This window comes from Pseudomonas sp. BF-R-01, assembly GCF_019946615.1.
Lineage (GTDB): Bacteria > Pseudomonadota > Gammaproteobacteria > Pseudomonadales > Pseudomonadaceae > Aquipseudomonas > Aquipseudomonas migulae.
The window spans coordinates 1-17560 of record NZ_JAGYFX010000059.1 but is presented as its reverse complement, the minus strand read 5'-3'; the positions used below and the strand labels follow the sequence as shown (position 1 = coordinate 17560).

The 17560-nt window shown below is 60.3% G+C and carries 16 protein-coding genes and 1 pseudogene; 7 read left to right on the top strand and 10 right to left on the bottom strand.

Going from position 1 to position 17560, the window contains the following annotated elements; translation table 11 throughout:
• Positions 1-153: 153 nt before the first annotated feature.
• The 5 genes from KGB27_RS20430 to KGB27_RS20410 form a co-directional block, all read right to left on the bottom strand.
• Positions 154-1122: a CDP-6-deoxy-delta-3,4-glucoseen reductase gene (locus KGB27_RS20430; RefSeq protein WP_008040685.1), complete on the bottom strand. Its 969-nt coding sequence runs from the start codon at positions 1120-1122 to the stop codon at positions 154-156.
• Entirely contained in the window at positions 1122-2588 is a 1467-nt protein-coding gene (gene ubiD, locus KGB27_RS20425; protein ID WP_008024285.1) for a 4-hydroxy-3-polyprenylbenzoate decarboxylase, read from the bottom strand. Before ubiD ends, KGB27_RS20430 begins: the two co-directional genes overlap by 1 nt.
• Positions 2589-2728: 140 nt before the next feature.
• Positions 2729-3988, bottom strand: a complete 1260-nt coding sequence (gene rho, locus KGB27_RS20420) for a transcription termination factor Rho (RefSeq protein WP_007942421.1) — start codon at positions 3986-3988, stop codon at positions 2729-2731.
• 250 nt (positions 3989-4238) lie between these two features.
• On the bottom strand, positions 4239-4568 hold the full coding sequence (trxA, locus tag KGB27_RS20415) for a thioredoxin TrxA (protein WP_003206727.1): 330 nt from the start codon (positions 4566-4568) through the stop codon (positions 4239-4241).
• A gap of 120 nt (positions 4569-4688) precedes the next feature.
• A complete protein-coding gene (locus tag KGB27_RS20410) occupies positions 4689-5396 on the bottom strand; it encodes a FadR/GntR family transcriptional regulator (RefSeq protein ID WP_223556066.1) in 708 nt (235 codons plus the stop codon).
• Between the two features lie 255 nt (positions 5397-5651).
• Between KGB27_RS20410 and KGB27_RS20405 the strand changes: the two genes are divergently transcribed.
• From KGB27_RS20405 to ppx, 5 genes are all read left to right on the top strand, one after another.
• Positions 5652-6437 carry a transporter substrate-binding domain-containing protein gene (locus KGB27_RS20405; RefSeq protein ID WP_008024289.1) on the top strand — a complete coding sequence of 262 codons (786 nt, stop codon included), beginning with the start codon at positions 5652-5654 and terminating at the stop codon, positions 6435-6437.
• Between the two features lie 21 nt (positions 6438-6458).
• The gene (locus KGB27_RS20400) at positions 6459-7127 is read left to right on the top strand and encodes an amino acid ABC transporter permease (RefSeq protein WP_207284914.1); all 669 of its coding nucleotides are present in this window, start codon (positions 6459-6461) and stop codon (positions 7125-7127) included.
• Complete coding sequence (locus KGB27_RS20395) at positions 7124-7774, top strand: amino acid ABC transporter permease (RefSeq protein ID WP_008024293.1); 651 nt, start codon at positions 7124-7126, stop codon at positions 7772-7774. The genes KGB27_RS20400 and KGB27_RS20395 overlap by 4 nt, the downstream gene beginning before the upstream one ends.
• Entirely contained in the window at positions 7761-8498 is a 738-nt protein-coding gene (locus tag KGB27_RS20390; RefSeq protein ID WP_207284915.1) for an amino acid ABC transporter ATP-binding protein, read from the top strand. Before KGB27_RS20395 ends, KGB27_RS20390 begins: the two co-directional genes overlap by 14 nt.
• Before the next feature lie 233 nt (positions 8499-8731).
• Positions 8732-10234 carry an exopolyphosphatase gene (ppx, locus tag KGB27_RS20385; RefSeq protein WP_008024297.1) on the top strand — a complete coding sequence of 501 codons (1503 nt, stop codon included), beginning with the start codon at positions 8732-8734 and terminating at the stop codon, positions 10232-10234.
• Positions 10235-10504: 270 nt separating this feature from the next.
• Here the strand turns inward: ppx and ppk1 are convergent, their stop codons facing one another.
• Both ppk1 and hemB read right to left on the bottom strand, forming a co-directional pair.
• Positions 10505-12727 carry a polyphosphate kinase 1 gene (gene ppk1, locus KGB27_RS20380; protein WP_223556063.1) on the bottom strand — a complete coding sequence of 741 codons (2223 nt, stop codon included), beginning with the start codon at positions 12725-12727 and terminating at the stop codon, positions 10505-10507.
• A gap of 18 nt (positions 12728-12745) precedes the next feature.
• Entirely contained in the window at positions 12746-13759 is a 1014-nt protein-coding gene (hemB, locus tag KGB27_RS20375) for a porphobilinogen synthase (protein WP_010465043.1), read from the bottom strand.
• A 208-nt stretch (positions 13760-13967) separates the two neighbouring features.
• On the opposite strand from hemB, the gene KGB27_RS20370 reads away from it, so the two are divergent.
• A complete protein-coding gene (locus KGB27_RS20370) occupies positions 13968-14600 on the top strand; it encodes a DedA family protein (protein ID WP_008040674.1) in 633 nt (210 codons plus the stop codon).
• Here the strand turns inward: KGB27_RS20370 and KGB27_RS20365 are convergent.
• Positions 14581-15816, bottom strand: coding sequence for a sterol desaturase family protein (locus tag KGB27_RS20365; RefSeq protein WP_223556060.1), 1236 nt, complete (start codon positions 15814-15816; stop codon positions 14581-14583). The genes KGB27_RS20370 and KGB27_RS20365 overlap by 20 nt on opposite strands.
• 115 nt (positions 15817-15931) lie before the next feature.
• Here KGB27_RS20365 and elbB point away from each other — a divergent pair, with 115 nt between their 5' ends.
• Positions 15932-16600, top strand: coding sequence for an isoprenoid biosynthesis glyoxalase ElbB (gene elbB / locus KGB27_RS20360; protein ID WP_223556056.1), 669 nt, complete (start codon positions 15932-15934; stop codon positions 16598-16600).
• A gap of 129 nt (positions 16601-16729) precedes the next feature.
• On the opposite strand, the gene KGB27_RS20355 is transcribed toward elbB, so the two are convergent.
• The gene (locus tag KGB27_RS20355; RefSeq protein ID WP_192227491.1) at positions 16730-17185 is read right to left on the bottom strand and encodes a YaiI/YqxD family protein; all 456 of its coding nucleotides are present in this window, start codon (positions 17183-17185) and stop codon (positions 16730-16732) included.
• 126 nt (positions 17186-17311) lie between these two features.
• Positions 17312-17560 (bottom strand): annotated as a pseudogene (locus tag KGB27_RS20350) (cystathionine gamma-synthase); the annotation flags it as partial.

Genomic DNA, 17560 nt, shown 5'->3' with positions numbered 1-17560 from the left:
TTTAATTAATTTTATAAATACCGATCGGCTATATACGAAGTTATATGTAGGAGCGAGCCTGCTCGCGATGGAGGCGGGACAACGCGCTCATGCTGCTGCAGCGCGTTATCGTTGACCTCCATCGCGAGCAGGCTCGCTCCTACAGGGGAAGCGTCATCCTCTGGGTGCGTAGGCAAACACATCGGCACGCATCTGATGAGCATCCATCCCGGCGTTGACCAACGCGTCCAGTGTCCCGTAGACCATCGCCGGTGAGCCGCTGGCGTATACATGCAGCGCTTTCAGATCCGGAAAATCTTCGCACACCGCTTCATGCAACATCCCGCAGCGTCCCTTCCAGCCACATTGATCGCTGACGACTTTATGCAGGAACAGATTCGGCAGTTTCTGCCATTCGTCCCAATGCTCGATCTCATAAAAGTCTTCAGGGCGACGCACGCCCCAATACAGGTGCACCGGATGCTTGAAACCCGACGCCCGGCAATGTTCGATCAGGCTATGGATCTGGCCCATGCCGGTGCCCGCAGCGATCAGCACCAGCGGACCGTCCGGCAACTCTGCCAGATGGGTATCGCCGAAGGGCATTTCGATCCGCACCATCGGATTGCGTTGCAGTTGCTCGATCAGGCTCAGCGCACTGCTTTCGCGCGCCAGTACGTGAATTTGCAGATCACGCCCCGCATGCGGTGCCGAGGCCAGGGAAAATGCGGATTTTTCGCCATTCTCACGCTCGATCATCAAATACTGACCAGCGTGATAACGCGGTGGTTTGCCGGCCGGCGCGCGAAAACTCACACGCCAGGTATCGCCGCCGACATCCTTGCACTCAATGACCTGACACGAGACGCTGCGCACCGGCAATTCTCCCAGCGCGAGCACGCCATCCCACAGCACAATGCAGTCTTCCAGCGGCTCTGCTATGCAAGTGTAGAACTCGCCATGGTCGCGCACACCACCGGCCTGCTCGACTCGTCCTTCCACCAGCAGCGCGGCGCACACATGGCAATTGCCGTTGCGACAGCTTTGCGGGCATTCATAGCCCAGACGGCGTGCGCCATCGAGAATCCGCTCGCCGGGCAGTATCTCTAGCACTGCTCCGGAGGGCTGCAAAGTTACACGCATCAATCTATTCCTAACTGATTCCAGATGGCATCGATCCGTTGGGTGACGGCTTCATCCTTGACGATCACCCGGCCCCACTCGCGCGTGGTTTCGCCGGGCCATTTATGCGTGGCATCGAGTCCCATTTTCGAACCCAGGCCGGACACCGGCGAGGCGAAGTCGAGGTAGTCGATCGGCGTGTTGTCGATCATCACCGTATCGCGCTTGGGGTCCATGCGCGTGGTGATGGCCCAGATCACGTCGTTCCAGTCCCGTGCGTTGATATCGTCGTCAGTGACGATAACGAACTTGGTGTACATGAACTGTCGCAAAAACGACCAGACACCGAGCATTACCCGCTTGGCATGGCCGGGATACGACTTCTTCATGGTCACGATGGCCATGCGGTACGAGCAGCCTTCGGGCGGCAGGTAGAAGTCGGTGATTTCCGGGAACTGCTTCTGCAGGATCGGCACGAACACTTCGTTCAGCGCGACACCGAGAATCGCCGGCTCATCCGGCGGACGACCGGTGTAGGTGCTGTGGTAGATCGGTTTGATCCGGTGGGTAATGCGCTCGACGGTGAACACCGGGAAGCTGTCGACTTCGTTGTAATAACCGGTGTGGTCGCCGTACGGACCTTCGTCGGCCATTTCGCCCGGATGGATCACGCCTTCAAGGATGATCTCGGCGGTGGCCGGCACTTGCAGGTCGTTGCCACGGCACTTCACCAGTTCGGTGCGATTTCCGCGCAGCAAACCGGCGAAAGCGTATTCGGAAAGGCTGTCCGGCACAGGCGTCACAGCGCCGAGAATGGTCGCCGGGTCAGCGCCGAGCGCCACGGACACCGGAAACGGCTGGCCCGGATGCTTCTCGCACCACTCGCGGTAATCCAGCGCGCCGCCACGGTGGCTGAGCCAGCGCATGATGACCTTGTTTCGGCCGATCACTTGCTGACGGTAGATGCCGAGGTTCTGCCGGTCCTTGTTCGGGCCTTTGGTGACGGTCAGGCCCCAGGTGATCAGCGGGCCGACGTCGCCCGGCCAGCAGGTCTGTACCGGGAGCATCGCGAGGTCGACGTCGTCGCCCTCGATGACCACTTCCTGGCACACCGCGTCTTTGACGACTTTGGGTGCCATGGCGATGATCTTGCGGAAGATCGGCAGCTTCGACCAAGCGTCCTTCAGGCCTTTCGGCGGCTCGGGTTCCTTGAGGAACGCCAGCAGCTTGCCGATCTCGCGCAGTTCGCTCACCGCTTCTGCGCCCATGCCCAGCGCAACACGCTCGGGGGTGCCGAACAGATTGCCGAGGACGGGAATGTCATAGCCCGTCGGGTTCTCGAAAAGCAGGGCCGGACCTTTGGCACGCAAGGTGCGGTCACAGACCTCGGTCATTTCGAGCACCGGGGACACCGGAACCTGGATGCGCTTGAGTTCGCCGCGCTGTTCCAGGCCGCTGATAAAGTCGCGCAAGTCGCGATACTGCATGCGTGAGCCTCGTATTGGCCGTGGCGTTCGGGGGCTGGCAGTTTAGCGCCGAACCCCTCTGTTCAGAACAACGAAACGCCGTTCATCAAAAATCAGATAGCAAAAAGCCGGGTTTCCCCGGCTTTTGCTGGTCTATCGACTTACTTGCGTTTCATCGACAGGAAGAACTCATCGTTGGTCTTGGTCGTTTTCAGCTTGTCGACCAGGAACTCGATGGCAGCGATCTCGTCCATCGGGTGCAGCAACTTGCGCAGGATCCACATGCGCTGCAACTCGTCGTCGGCTGTCAGCAACTCTTCGCGGCGGGTGCCGGAACGGTTGATGTTGATGGCCGGGAAGACGCGTTTTTCAGCGATACGACGATCCAGCGGCAGTTCCATGTTGCCCGTGCCTTTGAATTCTTCGTAGATCACTTCGTCCATCTTCGAGCCGGTTTCAACCAGCGCGGTGGCGATGATGGTCAGCGAACCGCCTTCTTCGATGTTCCGCGCGGCGCCGAAGAAACGTTTCGGTTTCTCCAGGGCGTGAGCATCGACACCACCGGTGAGCACTTTGCCGGAGCTCGGGATCACGGTGTTGTAGGCGCGAGCCAGACGGGTGATGGAGTCGAGCAGGATCACCACGTCTTTTTTGTGTTCGACCAGGCGCTTGGCCTTCTCGATCACCATTTCGGCAACCTGCACGTGGCGGGTTGGCGGCTCGTCGAACGTCGAGGCAACCACTTCGCCGCGCACGGTGCGCTGCATTTCGGTTACTTCTTCCGGACGCTCGTCGATCAGCAATACGATCAGATGAACTTCAGGGTTGTTACGTGCGATGTTCGCCGCGATGTTCTGCAGCATGATCGTTTTACCGGCTTTCGGCGGTGCAACGATCAGACCGCGCTGGCCTTTACCGATCGGGGCGCACAGGTCGATGACACGACCGGTCAAGTCTTCGGTGGAACCGTTGCCGGCTTCCATCTTCATGCGCACAGTCGGGAACAGCGGGGTCAGGTTCTCGAAGAGAATCTTGTTTTTCGCGTTCTCGGGACGATCGTAGTTGATCGTGTCGACCTTGAGCAGCGCGAAATAACGCTCGCCTTCCTTTGGAGGGCGGATCTTGCCAACGATGGTGTCACCGGTGCGCAAGTTGAAACGGCGGATCTGGCTCGGCGAGACGTAGATATCGTCCGGGCCGGCGAGATAGGAAGCGTCAGCGGAGCGCAGGAAGCCGAAGCCGTCCTGGAGAATCTCCAGCACGCCATCACCGGAGATTTCCTCGCCGCTTTTAGCGTGCTTTTTGAGCAGGGAGAAAATCACGTCCTGCTTGCGCGAACGGGCCATATTTTCTATGCCCATCTGTTCGGCCAATTCGAGCAGTTCGGTAATCGGCTTTTGCTTGAGTTCAGTCAGATTCATATAGGAATGACGTAATCATTTATGGAGGGGGGGAAATTAAGCTTTTGGCTTAATGAGGCCGCGCCGCGGAGAAGGCGACAGGATCGCGTACTTATTCGAAAAGGAGTGCGTCGGCGACGGCTAGCAGGGGGCAGTGGAGAAACCAGTGCGGGGCCGAATGTAACACCTGAGTTTCGGAGCGTCTAGCCCTCAATAACGAAAAAGCCCCGCAATATGCGGGGCCTTTTTTCGGACACTTTACAAACGACGCTTAGATGTTGGCGTCGAGGAAAGCAGCCAGTTGCGACTTCGACAGTGCGCCGACCTTGGTCGCTTCAACGTTGCCGTTCTTGAACAGCATCAGGGTCGGGATACCACGCACGCCATGCTTGGCCGGGGTTTCCTGGTTTTCGTCGATGTTCAGTTTGGCAACGGTCAGCTTGCCTTTGTAGGTTTCAGCAATCTCGTCCAGAACAGGAGCGATCATTTTGCAAGGGCCGCACCACTCAGCCCAGTAGTCGACCAGTACAGCGCCTTCGGCCTTGAGTACGTCGGCCTCGAAGCTAGCGTCGCTAACGTGTTTGATAAGATCGCTGCTCATGGAAGTCTCCAGGTTGTAAGCAAAAAAACGTGGCCCATCATAGCCGCCCTTCCCTCGTTCAGGAAGGTGCAGATGATTGAGTCTCACTATGGTGGTGCATGAGTTTGGGTATAGCTCAAGTCAGGATGTGGCGGGAGCGACGAAGGCAATTCCGGTGCGCAGGGCAGCGTTGCGCACATGTTCGTGCATGGCCTTCTGCGCCGCGCCGGACGAACGCCGGGCCAGTGCACGGAGGATTTTGCGGTGCTCGTGCCAGGTTTCCATGGCCCGTTCGGCCCGGATGAACGGTAGCTTCTGGCTCTCCAGGAAAATGTCGGCGCTGGCCGTCAGGATGCTCAGCATCGCCTGATTACCGCTGGCCAGCAGGATGCGCCGGTGAAACTCGAAGTCCAGGCGCGCCGCCGACTCGAAGTCACCCACCTTCAGTTCATTGCGCATCGCAGCGACGTTGTCCTCCAAAGCATCGAGCTCATCGGTGCTCAACGTCACGGCGGCCAGCCCGGCGGCAAAACCTTCCAGGGCATAGCGCAACTGGAAGATATCCAGCGGTGATGCCTGTGCCGCGAACGGCCAGCTCGCCGCCGCATCCTGGCGAGGCAAGTCCACCGGCGCCTGCACGAAAACGCCTTTGCCCGGCTGAATGCTGATCACGCCCAAGGCACTCAGCGACGACAACGCCTCGCGCAACGACGCCCGACTGACCCCCAATTGCACCGCCAGATCCCGCTGCGAAGGCAAGGCATCCCCCGGCCCGAAACCTTGTTCGGCGATCAGTTTGCGGATGGCTTGCAACGCCACTTCAGGTACAGCTCGGGAGATCGAATTCATGGTTTTCGGACGAACCAGGCGAATGAGCGGCTAGTTTTAAAGCTATTCGCGGCGCCCGGCAAGTCGTGCCCCACCGGGGTTCGGTAATGGCCGACGATGCGCTATCAGAGTGCGAAACACAGACCGACTGTTCAGACCAGTAAGACCGAACAACACCAGTAAAACCGTGGCTTGGCACGGCAAAAACCCAATGTTGGCATGGCCCGTGCTCTGTCGATCCGCAGAAATCATTCCTCGCCGATCCGGAGATTTGCCATGACCCTGCGTTACAGCGCCCTCCTCGCCTCCCTGTTCGCCAGCCTGCTGCTGAGCCAGGTGCCCGCCCACGCCGACGGTCTGGAGGATGTGGTCAAACGCGGCGTCCTCAAGGTTGCCGTGCCTCAGGACTTCCCGCCATTCGGCTCGGTCGGCCCGGACATGAAACCCCGCGGCCTCGATATCGACACCGCGAAACTGCTGGCCGACCAACTCAAGGTCAAGCTTGAACTGACGCCGGTCAACAGCACCAACCGCATCCCGTTCCTGACCACCGGCAAGGTCGATCTGGTGATCTCCAGCCTCGGCAAGAACCCCGAGCGCGAGAAAGTCATCGACTTCTCCAGCGCCTACGCGCCGTTCTACCTCGCGGTGTTCGGCCCGCCGGATGCCGCCATCAAAGGCCTGGACGACCTCAAGGGCAAAACCATCAGCGTCACCCGTGGCGCCATCGAAGACATCGAACTGACCAAAGTCGCCCCCGAAGGCGTCACCATCAAGCGCTTTGAAGACAACAACTCGACCATCGCAGCCTACCTCGCCGGACAGGTTGACCTGATCGCCAGCGGCAACGTGGTGATGGTCGCGATCAGCGAGAAAAGCCCGAAACGCGTGCCCGCGCTGAAAGTGAAGCTCAAGGATTCGCCGGTCTACGTCGGCGTAAACAAGAACGAGCCGGCGTTGCTGGGCAAGGTCAACCAGATCCTCGCCACCGCCAAGACTGACGGCGCGCTGGAAAAAAACTCACAGACCTGGCTGAAAGAGCCGCTGCCGGCCGATCTCTGATCGTCCCTCGGGAGATTTGATATGGCCTATCAGTTCGACTTTCTGCCGGTGGTGCAAAACACCGACCTGCTCGTGCGCGGTGCGCTGTTCACCCTGGAACTGACGGCCATCGGTGCGGTGCTCGGCGTCGGTCTGGGCATTGTCGGCGCGCTGGTGCGGGCGTGGAATATCCGCCCGTTCTCGGCGATCTTCGGGGTTTACGTCGAGTTGATCCGCAACACGCCGTTCCTGGTGCAGTTGTTTTTCATCTTCTTCGGTTTGCCATCGCTGGGCGTGCAGATTTCCGAATGGCAGGCGGCGGTGCTGGCGATGGTGATCAACCTCGGCGCTTATTCGACCGAGATCATCCGCGCCGGCATTCAAGCGATCCCTCGCGGGCAACTTGAAGCCGCAGCGGCATTGGCGATGACCCGGTTCGAAGCCTTCCGCCATGTGGTCCTGCTACCAGCGCTGGGCAAGGTGTGGCCGGCGCTGAGCAGCCAGATCATCATCGTGATGCTCGGCTCGGCGGTCTGTTCGCAGATCGCCACTGAAGAGCTGAGCTTTGCCGCCAACTTCATTCAGTCGCGCAACTTCCGCGCTTTTGAAACCTACGCCCTGACCACGCTGCTTTATCTGTGCATGGCTTTATTGATCCGCCAATTGCTGAACTGGATCGGTCGTCGTTACATAGCAAGGAGCAGCCAATGAGCGATTTCACGTTCTGGGACATCGTGCGCAACTTGCTCACAGGCCTGCAATGGACGCTGGCGCTGTCGCTGGTGGCGTTTATCGGCGGCGGGTTGATCGGGTTGCTGATCATGGTCATGCGCATTTCGAAAAATGCCCTGCCGCGCAACGTTGCACGCACCTACATCGAGCTGTTCCAGGGCACGCCGCTGTTGATGCAGTTGTTCCTGGTGTTTTTCGGGGTGGCGCTGGCCGGGGTGGAAATTTCGGCGTGGATGGCGGCGGCGATTGCCCTGACCCTGTTTACCAGCGCTTACCTGGCGGAGATCTGGCGCGGCTGCGTGGATTCGATTCCCAACGGTCAGTGGGAAGCTTCGTCGAGCCTGGCGCTCAACCCGCTGGAGCAACTGCGCTACGTGATCCTGCCGCAAGCGTTGCGCATCGCCGTGGCGCCGACCGTGGGTTTTTCGGTGCAAGTGGTCAAAGGCACCGCCGTGACCTCGATCATCGGCTTCACCGAACTGACCAAGACCGGCGGGATGCTCGCCAACGCGACCTTCGAACCGTTCATGGTCTACGGCCTCGTCGCCCTCGGCTACTTCCTGCTCTGCTACCCCTTGTCCCTCAGTGCGCGCTACCTGGAAAGGAGACTGCATGCCTCTGCTTAGAATTTCCGCCCTGCATAAATATTACGGCGACCACCATGTACTCAAAGGCATCGACCTCAGCGTCGAGGAAGGCCAGGTGGTGGCGATCATCGGCCGCAGCGGCTCGGGCAAATCGACCTTGTTGCGCACGCTGAACGGCCTGGAGTCGATCAACGACGGCGTGATCGAAGTCGACGGCGAATACCTCGATGCCGCGCGCGCCGATTTACGCAGCCTGCGGCAGAAAGTCGGGATGGTGTTTCAGCAGTTCAACCTGTTCCCGCACCTGACGGTGGGCGAAAACGTGATGCTCGCGCCGCAAGTGGTGCAAAAAGTGCCCAAGGCCAGAGCGGTGGAGTTGGCGCGGGAGATGCTGGAACGGGTCGGGTTGGGCGAGAAGTTTGATGCGTTCCCGGATCGGCTGTCGGGCGGGCAGCAGCAGCGCGTGGCGATTGCCCGGGCGCTGGCGATGTCGCCGAAGGTGTTGCTGTGCGACGAGATCACTTCGGCGCTGGACCCGGAACTGGTCAATGAGGTGCTGAGCGTGGTTCGACAACTGGCCAAGGAGGGCATGACGCTGATCATGGTCACCCATGAAATGCGCTTTGCCCGGGAGGTTGGGGACAAGTTGGTGTTCATGCATCAGGGGAAGGTGCATGAGGTCGGGGATCCGAAGATTCTGTTCGCGAACCCGCAGACGGCGGAGCTGGCGAATTTTATCGGGACGGTCGAGTCGACAGCCTGAAAGATCTTCAGTGGCTGTTATGTCGCCTTCGCGGGCAAGCCTCGCTCCTACAGATTCAGGCTGTTCGCGGAACATTCACACGCCGCCAACCTGTAGGAGCGAGGCTTGCCCGCGAAGGCGTCTGCGAGATCACTACTCTTTCCTGCTCAGGATCAAGGCTTTGAACGCTACGCGTTGGCGTCAGCGTTTGATCGTGGCACGATGTCGAGGTTATCGACCGAGACCCCCTGACCATGCCGCAATCCCAAGCCAAGAATCTGTCCCTGATCGCCGCAATCGACCTGGGCTCCAACAGCTTTCACATGGTCGTGGCCAAGGCCCAGAACGGCGAAATCCGTATTCTCGAGCGTCTCGGGGAGAAGGTTCAGCTGGCCGCCGGCATCGACGAAGAGCGCCACCTCAACGAAGAATCCATGCAGCGCGGGCTCGATTGCCTGAAGCGTTTTGCCCAACTGATCAGCGGTATGCCGCCCGGCGCCGTGCGGATCGTGGGCACCAACGCCTTGCGTGAAGCTCGAAACCGCGTCGAATTCATCCGCCGCGCCGAAGAAATTCTCGGCCACCCGGTGGAAGTCATCTCCGGTCGTGAAGAAGCGCGCCTGATCTACCTCGGCGTGTCGCACACCCTCGCCGATACGCCGGGCAAACGCCTGGTGGCCGACATTGGCGGCGGCAGTACCGAATTCATCATCGGCCAGCGCTTCGAGCCGCTGCTGCGCGAAAGCCTGCAAATGGGCTGCGTCAGCTACACCCAGCGTTATTTCAAGGACGGCAAGATCACCCCGGCCCGCTACGCCCAGGCGTACACGGCGGCGCGGCTGGAGATCATGAGCATCGAACACGCCCTGCATCGCCTGACCTGGGATGAAGCCATCGGCTCCTCGGGCACCATCCGCGCCATCGGCCTGGCGCTGAAAGCCGGCGGTCACGGTACGGGCGAGGTCAACGCCCAAGGCCTGGCCTGGCTCAAGCGCAAGCTGATCAAACTCGGTGACGTCGAGAAAATCGACTTCGAAGGCATCAAGCCTGACCGCCGGGCGATTTTCCCGGCGGGCCTGGCGATTCTCGAAGCGATCTTCGACGCCCTCGAACTGCAACGCATGGACCACTGCGAAGGTGCTCTGCGCGAAGGCGTGCTCTATGACCTGCTGGGCCGTCATCATCATGAAGACGTCCGGGAGCGCACGCTCAGCTCGCTGATGGAGCGCTATCACGTCGATCTGGAGCAAGCGGCACGGGTCGAGCGCAAGGCACTGCATGCGTTCGATCAGGTGGCGGAGGATTGGGAGCTGGACGACGGCGTCTGGCGCGAACTGCTCGGCTGGGCTGCCAAGGTCCATGAAGTGGGCCTGGACATCGCTCACTATCAGTATCACAAGCACGGCTCATACCTGATCGAGCACTCGGACCTCGCCGGGTTCTCCCGCGAAGACCAACTGATGCTCGCGCTCCTGGTGCGTGGCCACCGCCGCAATATTCCCCGGGACCGGTTTGCCGATTTTGGCGATGAAGGCATCAAGCTGATTCGCCTGTGCGTGCTGCTGCGCTTTGCGATCCTGTTCCATCACATCCGCGGCACCCAGGAAATGCCTCAAGTGGCGCTGCACGCCAATGGTGACAGCCTGGAGGTGTTGTTCCCGGAAAACTGGCTGGACGACAACCAGCTGACTCAGGCTGACTTTGCGCTGGAAGCTGAATGGCTGACGCGTGTGGGTTTCGTGCTCAACGTCCGATAAACCACCGAAAAGCGCTCGCCGTACACGGTTCTGTAGGAGCACGGCTTGCCGGCGAAGGCGATTTCGAGGACGCCTTCGCGGGCAAGCCTCGCTCCTACGGGTCTGCGCGCTCAGGCGACACCTGTAGGAGCCGGCTTGCTGCGGGCGGCGTTCCGACGATGGCGATCTCACTGACGCCTTCGCCGGCAAGCCGTGCTCCTACAGGGGGTTGTGGTGGAAACAAAAATGGCGATCCGCAGGGATCGCCATTTTTTTTATGCCGCGTGAAGGTTAACGCACCGCCAGAATCGGGCTGCCCAACCGCTCCAGCAATGTGGCCTGTGCACTGCGCGGGTTCTGGTTGCCGGTCGGCGTGTTGCGGATGTAACGGCCGTCCGCCTGCAGGCTCCAGCTGTGAGTGTTATCGGTGAGATAAAGCTCCAGCTCTTTCTTGACCCGCATGATCAGCTTCTTGCCCTCCACCGGGAAGCAAGTCTCGACGCGCTTGTCGAGGTTGCGTTCCATCCAGTCGGCACTGGAGAGGAACATCTGCTCTTCACCACCATTGAGGAAGTAGAAGACCCGGGTGTGCTCCAGGAAGCGGCCGATGATCGAGCGCACGTGGATGTTGTGCGAAACCCCGGCGATGCCCGGACGCAGGCAGCACATGCCGCGCACCACCAGATCGATGCGCACGCCGGACTGGCTGGCCTTGTACAGCGCGCGGATGATCTTCGGATCGGTCAGCGAGTTGAACTTGGCGATGATGTGCGCCGGTTTGCCGTCGAGGGCGAACTGCGTCTCCCGGGCAATCATGTCGAGCATGCCCTTCTTCAGGGTAAACGGCGCGTGCAACAGCTTCTTCATGCGCAAGGTTTTACCCATGCCGATCAGCTGGCTGAACAATTTGCCGACGTCTTCGCACAGGGCGTCGTCGGAGGTCAGCAGGCTGTAGTCGGTGTACAGACGGGCGTTGGCCGCGTGGTAGTTGCCGGTACCCAAGTGGGCGTAACGCACAATCTCGCCAGCCTCGCGACGCAGGATCAGCATCATCTTGGCGTGGGTCTTGAAGCCGACCACGCCGTAGATCACCACCGCACCGGCCGCTTGCAGACGGCTGGCCAGTTGCAGGTTGGACTCTTCGTCGAACCGCGCGCGCAATTCGATCACCGCGGTGACTTCCTTGCCGTTACGCGCCGCATCCACCAGCGCATCGACGATTTCCGAGTTGGCGCCGGAGCGGTACAGCGTCTGACGCACCGCCAATACGTGCGGATCTTTCGCCGCCTGACGCAGCAAATCGACCACAGGCGTAAACGACTCGAACGGGTGCAGCAGCAGAATGTCCTGCTTGCTGATCACACTGAAAATGTTCTCGCTGTTCTGCAGCAGCTTCGGGATCTGCGGCGTGAACGGCAGGTATTGCAGCTCGCGCTGACTGTCGAGGCCGGTGATGCTGAACAGGCGGGTCAGGTTGACCGGACCGTTGACCTGATACAGCTCGGTCTCGTGCAGGTTGAACTGCTTGAGCAGGTAGTCGGACAGGTGTTTAGGGCACGTGTCGGCCACTTCCAGACGCACCGCGTCACCGTAGCGACGGGAGAACAACTCGCCGCGCAGGGCGCGGGCCAGGTCTTCCACGTCTTCGGTGTCGACGGCAAGGTCGGCGTTTCGGGTCAGGCGGAACTGGTAGCAGCCCTTGACCTTCATGCCCTGGAACAAGTCATCGGCGTGCGCGTGGATCATCGACGACAGGAAGACGTAGTTGTCACCAGGGCCGCCGACTTCTTCCGGCACCTTGATCACTCGCGGCAGCAGACGCGGGGCCGGGATGATCGCCAAACCGGAGTCGCGACCGAAGGCGTCGATGCCTTCGAGCTCGACGATGAAGTTCAGGCTCTTGTTCACCAACAACGGGAACGGGTGCGTCGGGTCGAGGCCGATCGGGGTGATGATCGGCGCGATCTCATCGCGGAAATAACGGCGGACCCAGGTTTTGAGCTTGGTGGTCCAGTAACGGCGACGGATGAAGCGGACCTGATGTTTCTCCAGTTCCGGCAACAGAATGTCGTTGAGGATGGCGTACTGGCGGTCAACGTAACCGTGCACCAGCTCACTGATCCGGGCCAGGGCCTGGTGCGGTTGCAAACCATCGGCGCCAGCCTGTTCACGGGCGAAGGTGATCTGCTTCTTGAGGCCGGCCACACGAATTTCGAAGAACTCATCCAGGTTGCTGGAGAAAATCAGCAGGAACTTCAGCCGTTCCAGCAACGGATAGGACTCGTCCAGCGCCTGTTCCAGCACGCGGATGTTGAACTGCAGTTGCGAGAGCTCGCGATGGATGTACAGGCTGCTGTCATCCAGGCCCGGAATGACAATCGCTGGTGCCGCCGGCGCGGTTTCGACCACTACCGCAGGCGGAGTAGGTTCCAGCTCCGGCGGGGTTTCGGCGATCGGCTCCACCACGGGTTGAGCCTCTTGTACTGCAACTTCAGTGAGTCCTTCGGTATTCATCGAATGTTCCTGGGAGGGCTATTTTTGCTCTCGTAACAATTGAGCAGCACGTACGGCAAAGTAAGTCAGGATGCCATCAGCGCCTGCACGTTTAAAAGCGGTCAGGGATTCGAGGATAACCCCTTCGCTCAACCAGCCATTCTGGATCGCCGCCATGTGCATGGCGTATTCACCGCTGACCTGATAAACAAAAGTCGGCACTTTGAATTCTTCTTTGACCCGGTAAAGGATGTCCAGATATGGCATGCCTGGCTTGACCATGACCATGTCTGCGCCTTCTGACAAGTCCGCCGCCACTTCGTGCAGGGCTTCGTTGCTGTTGGCCGGGTCCATCTGATAGGAGGCCTTGTTGGCCTTGCCCAGGTTCAGCGCCGAACCCACCGCATCGCGGAACGGGCCGTAATAGGCGCTGGCGTACTTCGCCGAATAGGCCATGATCCGCACGTTGACGTGATCGGCCAGCTCGAGGGCTTCGCGGATCGCCTGAATGCGACCGTCCATCATGTCCGACGGGGCCACCACTTGAGCACCGGCTTCGGCGTGGGACAGGGCCTGCTTGACCAGTGCGTCGACGGTAATGTCGTTCTGCACGTAGCCTTCTTCGTCGAGGATACCGTCCTGACCGTGGGTGGTGAACGGGTCCAGCGCGACGTCGGTGATCACCCCCAGTTCAGGGAACTGCGCACGCAGGGCGCGAGTGGCGCGCTGGGCAATGCCGTTCGGGTTCCACGCTTCGGCGGCGTCCAGCGACTTGAGTTCCGGTGGCGTGACCGGGAACAGCGCCACGGCTGGAATCCCCAGTTCAACCCACTTGGCCGCTTCTTCCAGCAACAGGTCGATGGTCAGGCGTTCAACGCCGGGCATCGAGGCCACCGCTTCGCGACGGTTTTCACCGTCCAGCACAAACACCGGCAGGATCAGGTCATCGACAGTCAGGACGTTTTCACGAACCAGTCGACGCGAGAAATCATCACGGCGGTTACGGCGCAGGCGGGTGGCTGGAAACAAGCGATTGGCGGGGGTAAAGCTCACGGCAGACTCCTGAGCCCGCGCTGGCGGGCGAGCGTGACAGTTATAAGCGGCCATTATGACCGTGGTATTACAGTTGTGTGCACCCCCGCGACACGTAGTCGCATTCCATTGTCCTTGTAGGAAATGTTCACGTCGAGACACATTTGGACACTTTCATGAATGTGCACGAAGGGTTAGGCTGCGCGTTCATTTCGCCAGCACCCAGACAATGCTCCAACAATTTCTGCATGACTTCGGCTACTTTGCCCTTTTTCTCGGCACGTTCTTCGAAGGCGAAACCATCCTGGTGCTCGCAGGCTTCCTCGCGTTCCGTGGATACATGGACATCAACATCGTGGTGGTCGTGGCGTTTTTCGGCAGTTATGCCGGCGACCAGCTGTGGTACTTCCTGGGACGCAAGCACGGCCGCAAGTTGCTGGCGCGCAAGCCTCGCTGGCAGATGATGGGCGACCGGGCACTGGAACACATTCGCAGGCACCCGGACATCTGGGTGCTGAGCTTCCGTTTTGTCTACGGTTTGCGCACGGTGATGCCGGTGGCGATCGGCCTGTCGGGTTATCCGCCGGGACGTTACTTGTTGCTGAACGGGATCGGCGCCGCGATCTGGGCGGCCGCACTGGCGGCTGCGGCCTATCACTTCGGCGCTGTGCTCGAAGGCATGCTGGGCAGCGTCAAGAAGTATGAGCTATGGGTACTCGGCGCCCTGCTGGTGCTGGGCTTTGCCTTGTGGCTGCGTCGCCGCTTCAAGAATGCGCGCCTGGCCAAGCAGGTCTATGCCGAAGAGCAGGCCTTGAAAGCCGAACAGGCCAAGGCCGCCGAGGTCAAGACGCCAAGCGAGTGAAACGGTTTCTGCAACAGTAGAGACCGATTCCGCTGAGTAGGCTGTAACTCAGCAGGCCGACCCAGCCCACCGCGCTGGCCGGCCACAGCCCGACCAGCGGTGCCAGCCACACCAGCGGCACGTTCGACGCCAGCCGCAGCAGCTCCAGCTTCAACGCCCACGGGCGATTCTCCAGGGCCACGCCCAACGTAAACAACCCCAGTGCCACGGCGCTCCAGCCGAGCACCAGCGCAGCGGTCGGCAGGTGCGGCTCGAAGTTCATCAAGTAACTGCCCAGCGCGATGTAGACGCAGAACTGCAACAGCACATAAATCTGCTGACGCCCGTCCAGCGGCACTTCGAATTTGCGGAACTGGCTCAAGTCCGGCTTGCTCATCGGGTATTTCGCCGCCACGTCCGCTGGCCGCCAACCGGTGCGCATGAACCAGATCCGCAGCTTGTCCCACGTGCTTTCAGCCCGTCGCGCGTCCTCCCACAGCTGTGCGTAGAACTGCACGTTCGCCCACAACGGATTCCAGCTCGCCAATGGCGTGGTCACGCCGAAAATCACCGGCTCGTTGTCGTCTTCTTCCTGGAACGAGCCAAACAGACGGTCCCAGATAATGAACACCCCGCCGTAGTTGCGATCCATGTAGAGAGCGTTCTGTGCATGGTGGGCCCGATGATTGGATGGCGTGACGAAGAACCACTCGAACCACCCGAGCTTGGGAATGTGCCGGGTGTGCACCCAGAATTGATACAGCAGGTTCAGCGCGGCGACGCTGACAAACACCAGCAGCGGCACGCCGAGTACCGCCATCGGCAGGTAGAAAATCCAGCTCAACAGGAAACCGGTACTGGTCTGGCGCAACGCCGTGGAGAGGTTGTAGTCCTCGCTCTGGTGATGCACCGAATGCGCGGCCCAGAGGATGTTGCGTTCGTGGCCCATGCGATGCAGCCAGTAGTAGCAGAAGTCGTAGAGAACGAAGGCGAACACCCAGACCCAGACGCTGTCGGCAGAGAGTTCGAACAGTGCCAGATGCTTGAGCGCAAAGGCATAGGTCACCAGCCCCACGCCCTTGGTCAACAGGCCCGTGGTGGTCGACAGCACGCCGGTGCTGATGCTGTTGATCGCGTCGGCCACCCGATAGTTGCTGACCCCGCGCCAACGGTCGGCCAGCAGCTCGACGGCAATCAGCACAAAGAAGAACGGCACCGCATACAGAATGAAGTCCATGACGCGCCCTGATCGGAATCTTGAGGACAGATGCTAGGTGTAGCCGCGAATTGAACCTATGGCAACGAGTGACAAATTAGTGGACATTTAACGCCATGAATCTGGAGAAAAGCCCATGAGCAAAAAAATTGCAGTGATCCTTTCCGGCTGTGGCGTCTACGACGGCGCCGAGATCCACGAAAGCGTGATTACCTTGCTGCGACTGGATCAGCGCGGCGCGCAGGTGCAGTGCTTCGCCCCCAACATCGCGCAGTTGCACGTGATCAACCACCTGACCGGCGAAGAAATGCCCGAGTCGCGCAATGTGCTGGTGGAGTCGGCGCGGATCGCCCGGGGCAACATCAAGGATATTCGCGAAGCTGACGTCGAAGAGTTCGATGCGCTGATCGTGCCGGGTGGTTTTGGCGCGGCGAAGAACCTGTCGAACTTCGCCATCGAAGGCGCTGGCTGCACCGTGCAACCCGATGTTCTCGCCCTGACCGAGGCGTTTGCCGAAGCGGGCAAACCGGTCGGGCTGATCTGCATCTCGCCGGCGCTGGCCGCGAAGATTTATGGACCGGGCGTGACCTGCACCATCGGCAATGACGCCGATACCGCCGCCGCGATGAACAAGATGGGCGCCACTCACAATGATTGCGCTGTGACTGACATCGTTGAAGACAAAGCACGCAAGTTGGTGAGCACCCCGGCGTACATGCTGGCGCAATCGATCAGCGAAGCAGCGTCCGGCATCAACAAACTGGTCGACCGCGTGCTCGAACTGACCCACGAAAACGACGCCTGACACGGATTACTGTAGGAGCTGGCTTGCCAGCGATGAGGCCGTAACATTCAGCGCATCATTTGCTGACTGTTCGATTGCTATCGCTGCGGCGATCCGACAAGCCAGCTCCTACAGGGGTTAACGCAGGGTTCAGGATTTGCGGGTCAGCCGCGTCAGGATCCGGTCCAGCGCATTGGCAAACGCCTGCTTCTCGCGCTCGCCAAACGGCGCCGGCCCGCCGCTCATCTGCCCCTGTTCACGCAAGTCGGTGAACAGGTTGCGCACCGCCAACCGATCACCCATGTTCTGCGCGTCGAACTCCTTGCCTCGCGGGTCCAGCGCCGCCACGCCTTTCTTCACCAAGCGGTCCGCCAGCGGCACATCGCTGCAGATCACCAGCTCACCAGGCACCGCGTGTTCCACCAGATAATCGTCCGCCGCATCCGGCCCGCTCGGCACCACGATCAACTTCACCAGCGCCAGCCCCGGCTTGATCTGCGGCTGCCCGGCCACCAGCACCACCTCGAACTGACGCTTGAGGGCGAACTTCACTACCAGATCCTTCGCCGCCCGGGGGCAAGCGTCGGCATCGATCCACACACGCATAGAGTTTTTCCCCTTTAAAAGCTTCGCGGGCAAGCCTCGCTCCTACAGGTTATACACGCCCACAAAAAACGCGCGAATCCTGTAGGAGCGAGGCTTGCCCGCGAATGTGAGCGCAGCGAATGCTTTTTAAGAAACCGGTACCCGCCGCTTCTCCGCCACCCAGCTACGTCCATACAGCACAATGATCGCAATGATCGCCACCGCCTGCGCACTCAACGAATACGCATCTGCGTGAATACCCAGCCAGTCGAAGTCAAAGAACGGCACCGGCCGCGTACCGAAGATCCCGGCTTCCTGCAACGCCTTCACGCCATGACCGGCAAACACCACCGACAACGCGCACAACAACCCGGCGTTGATACTGAAGAACAGCGA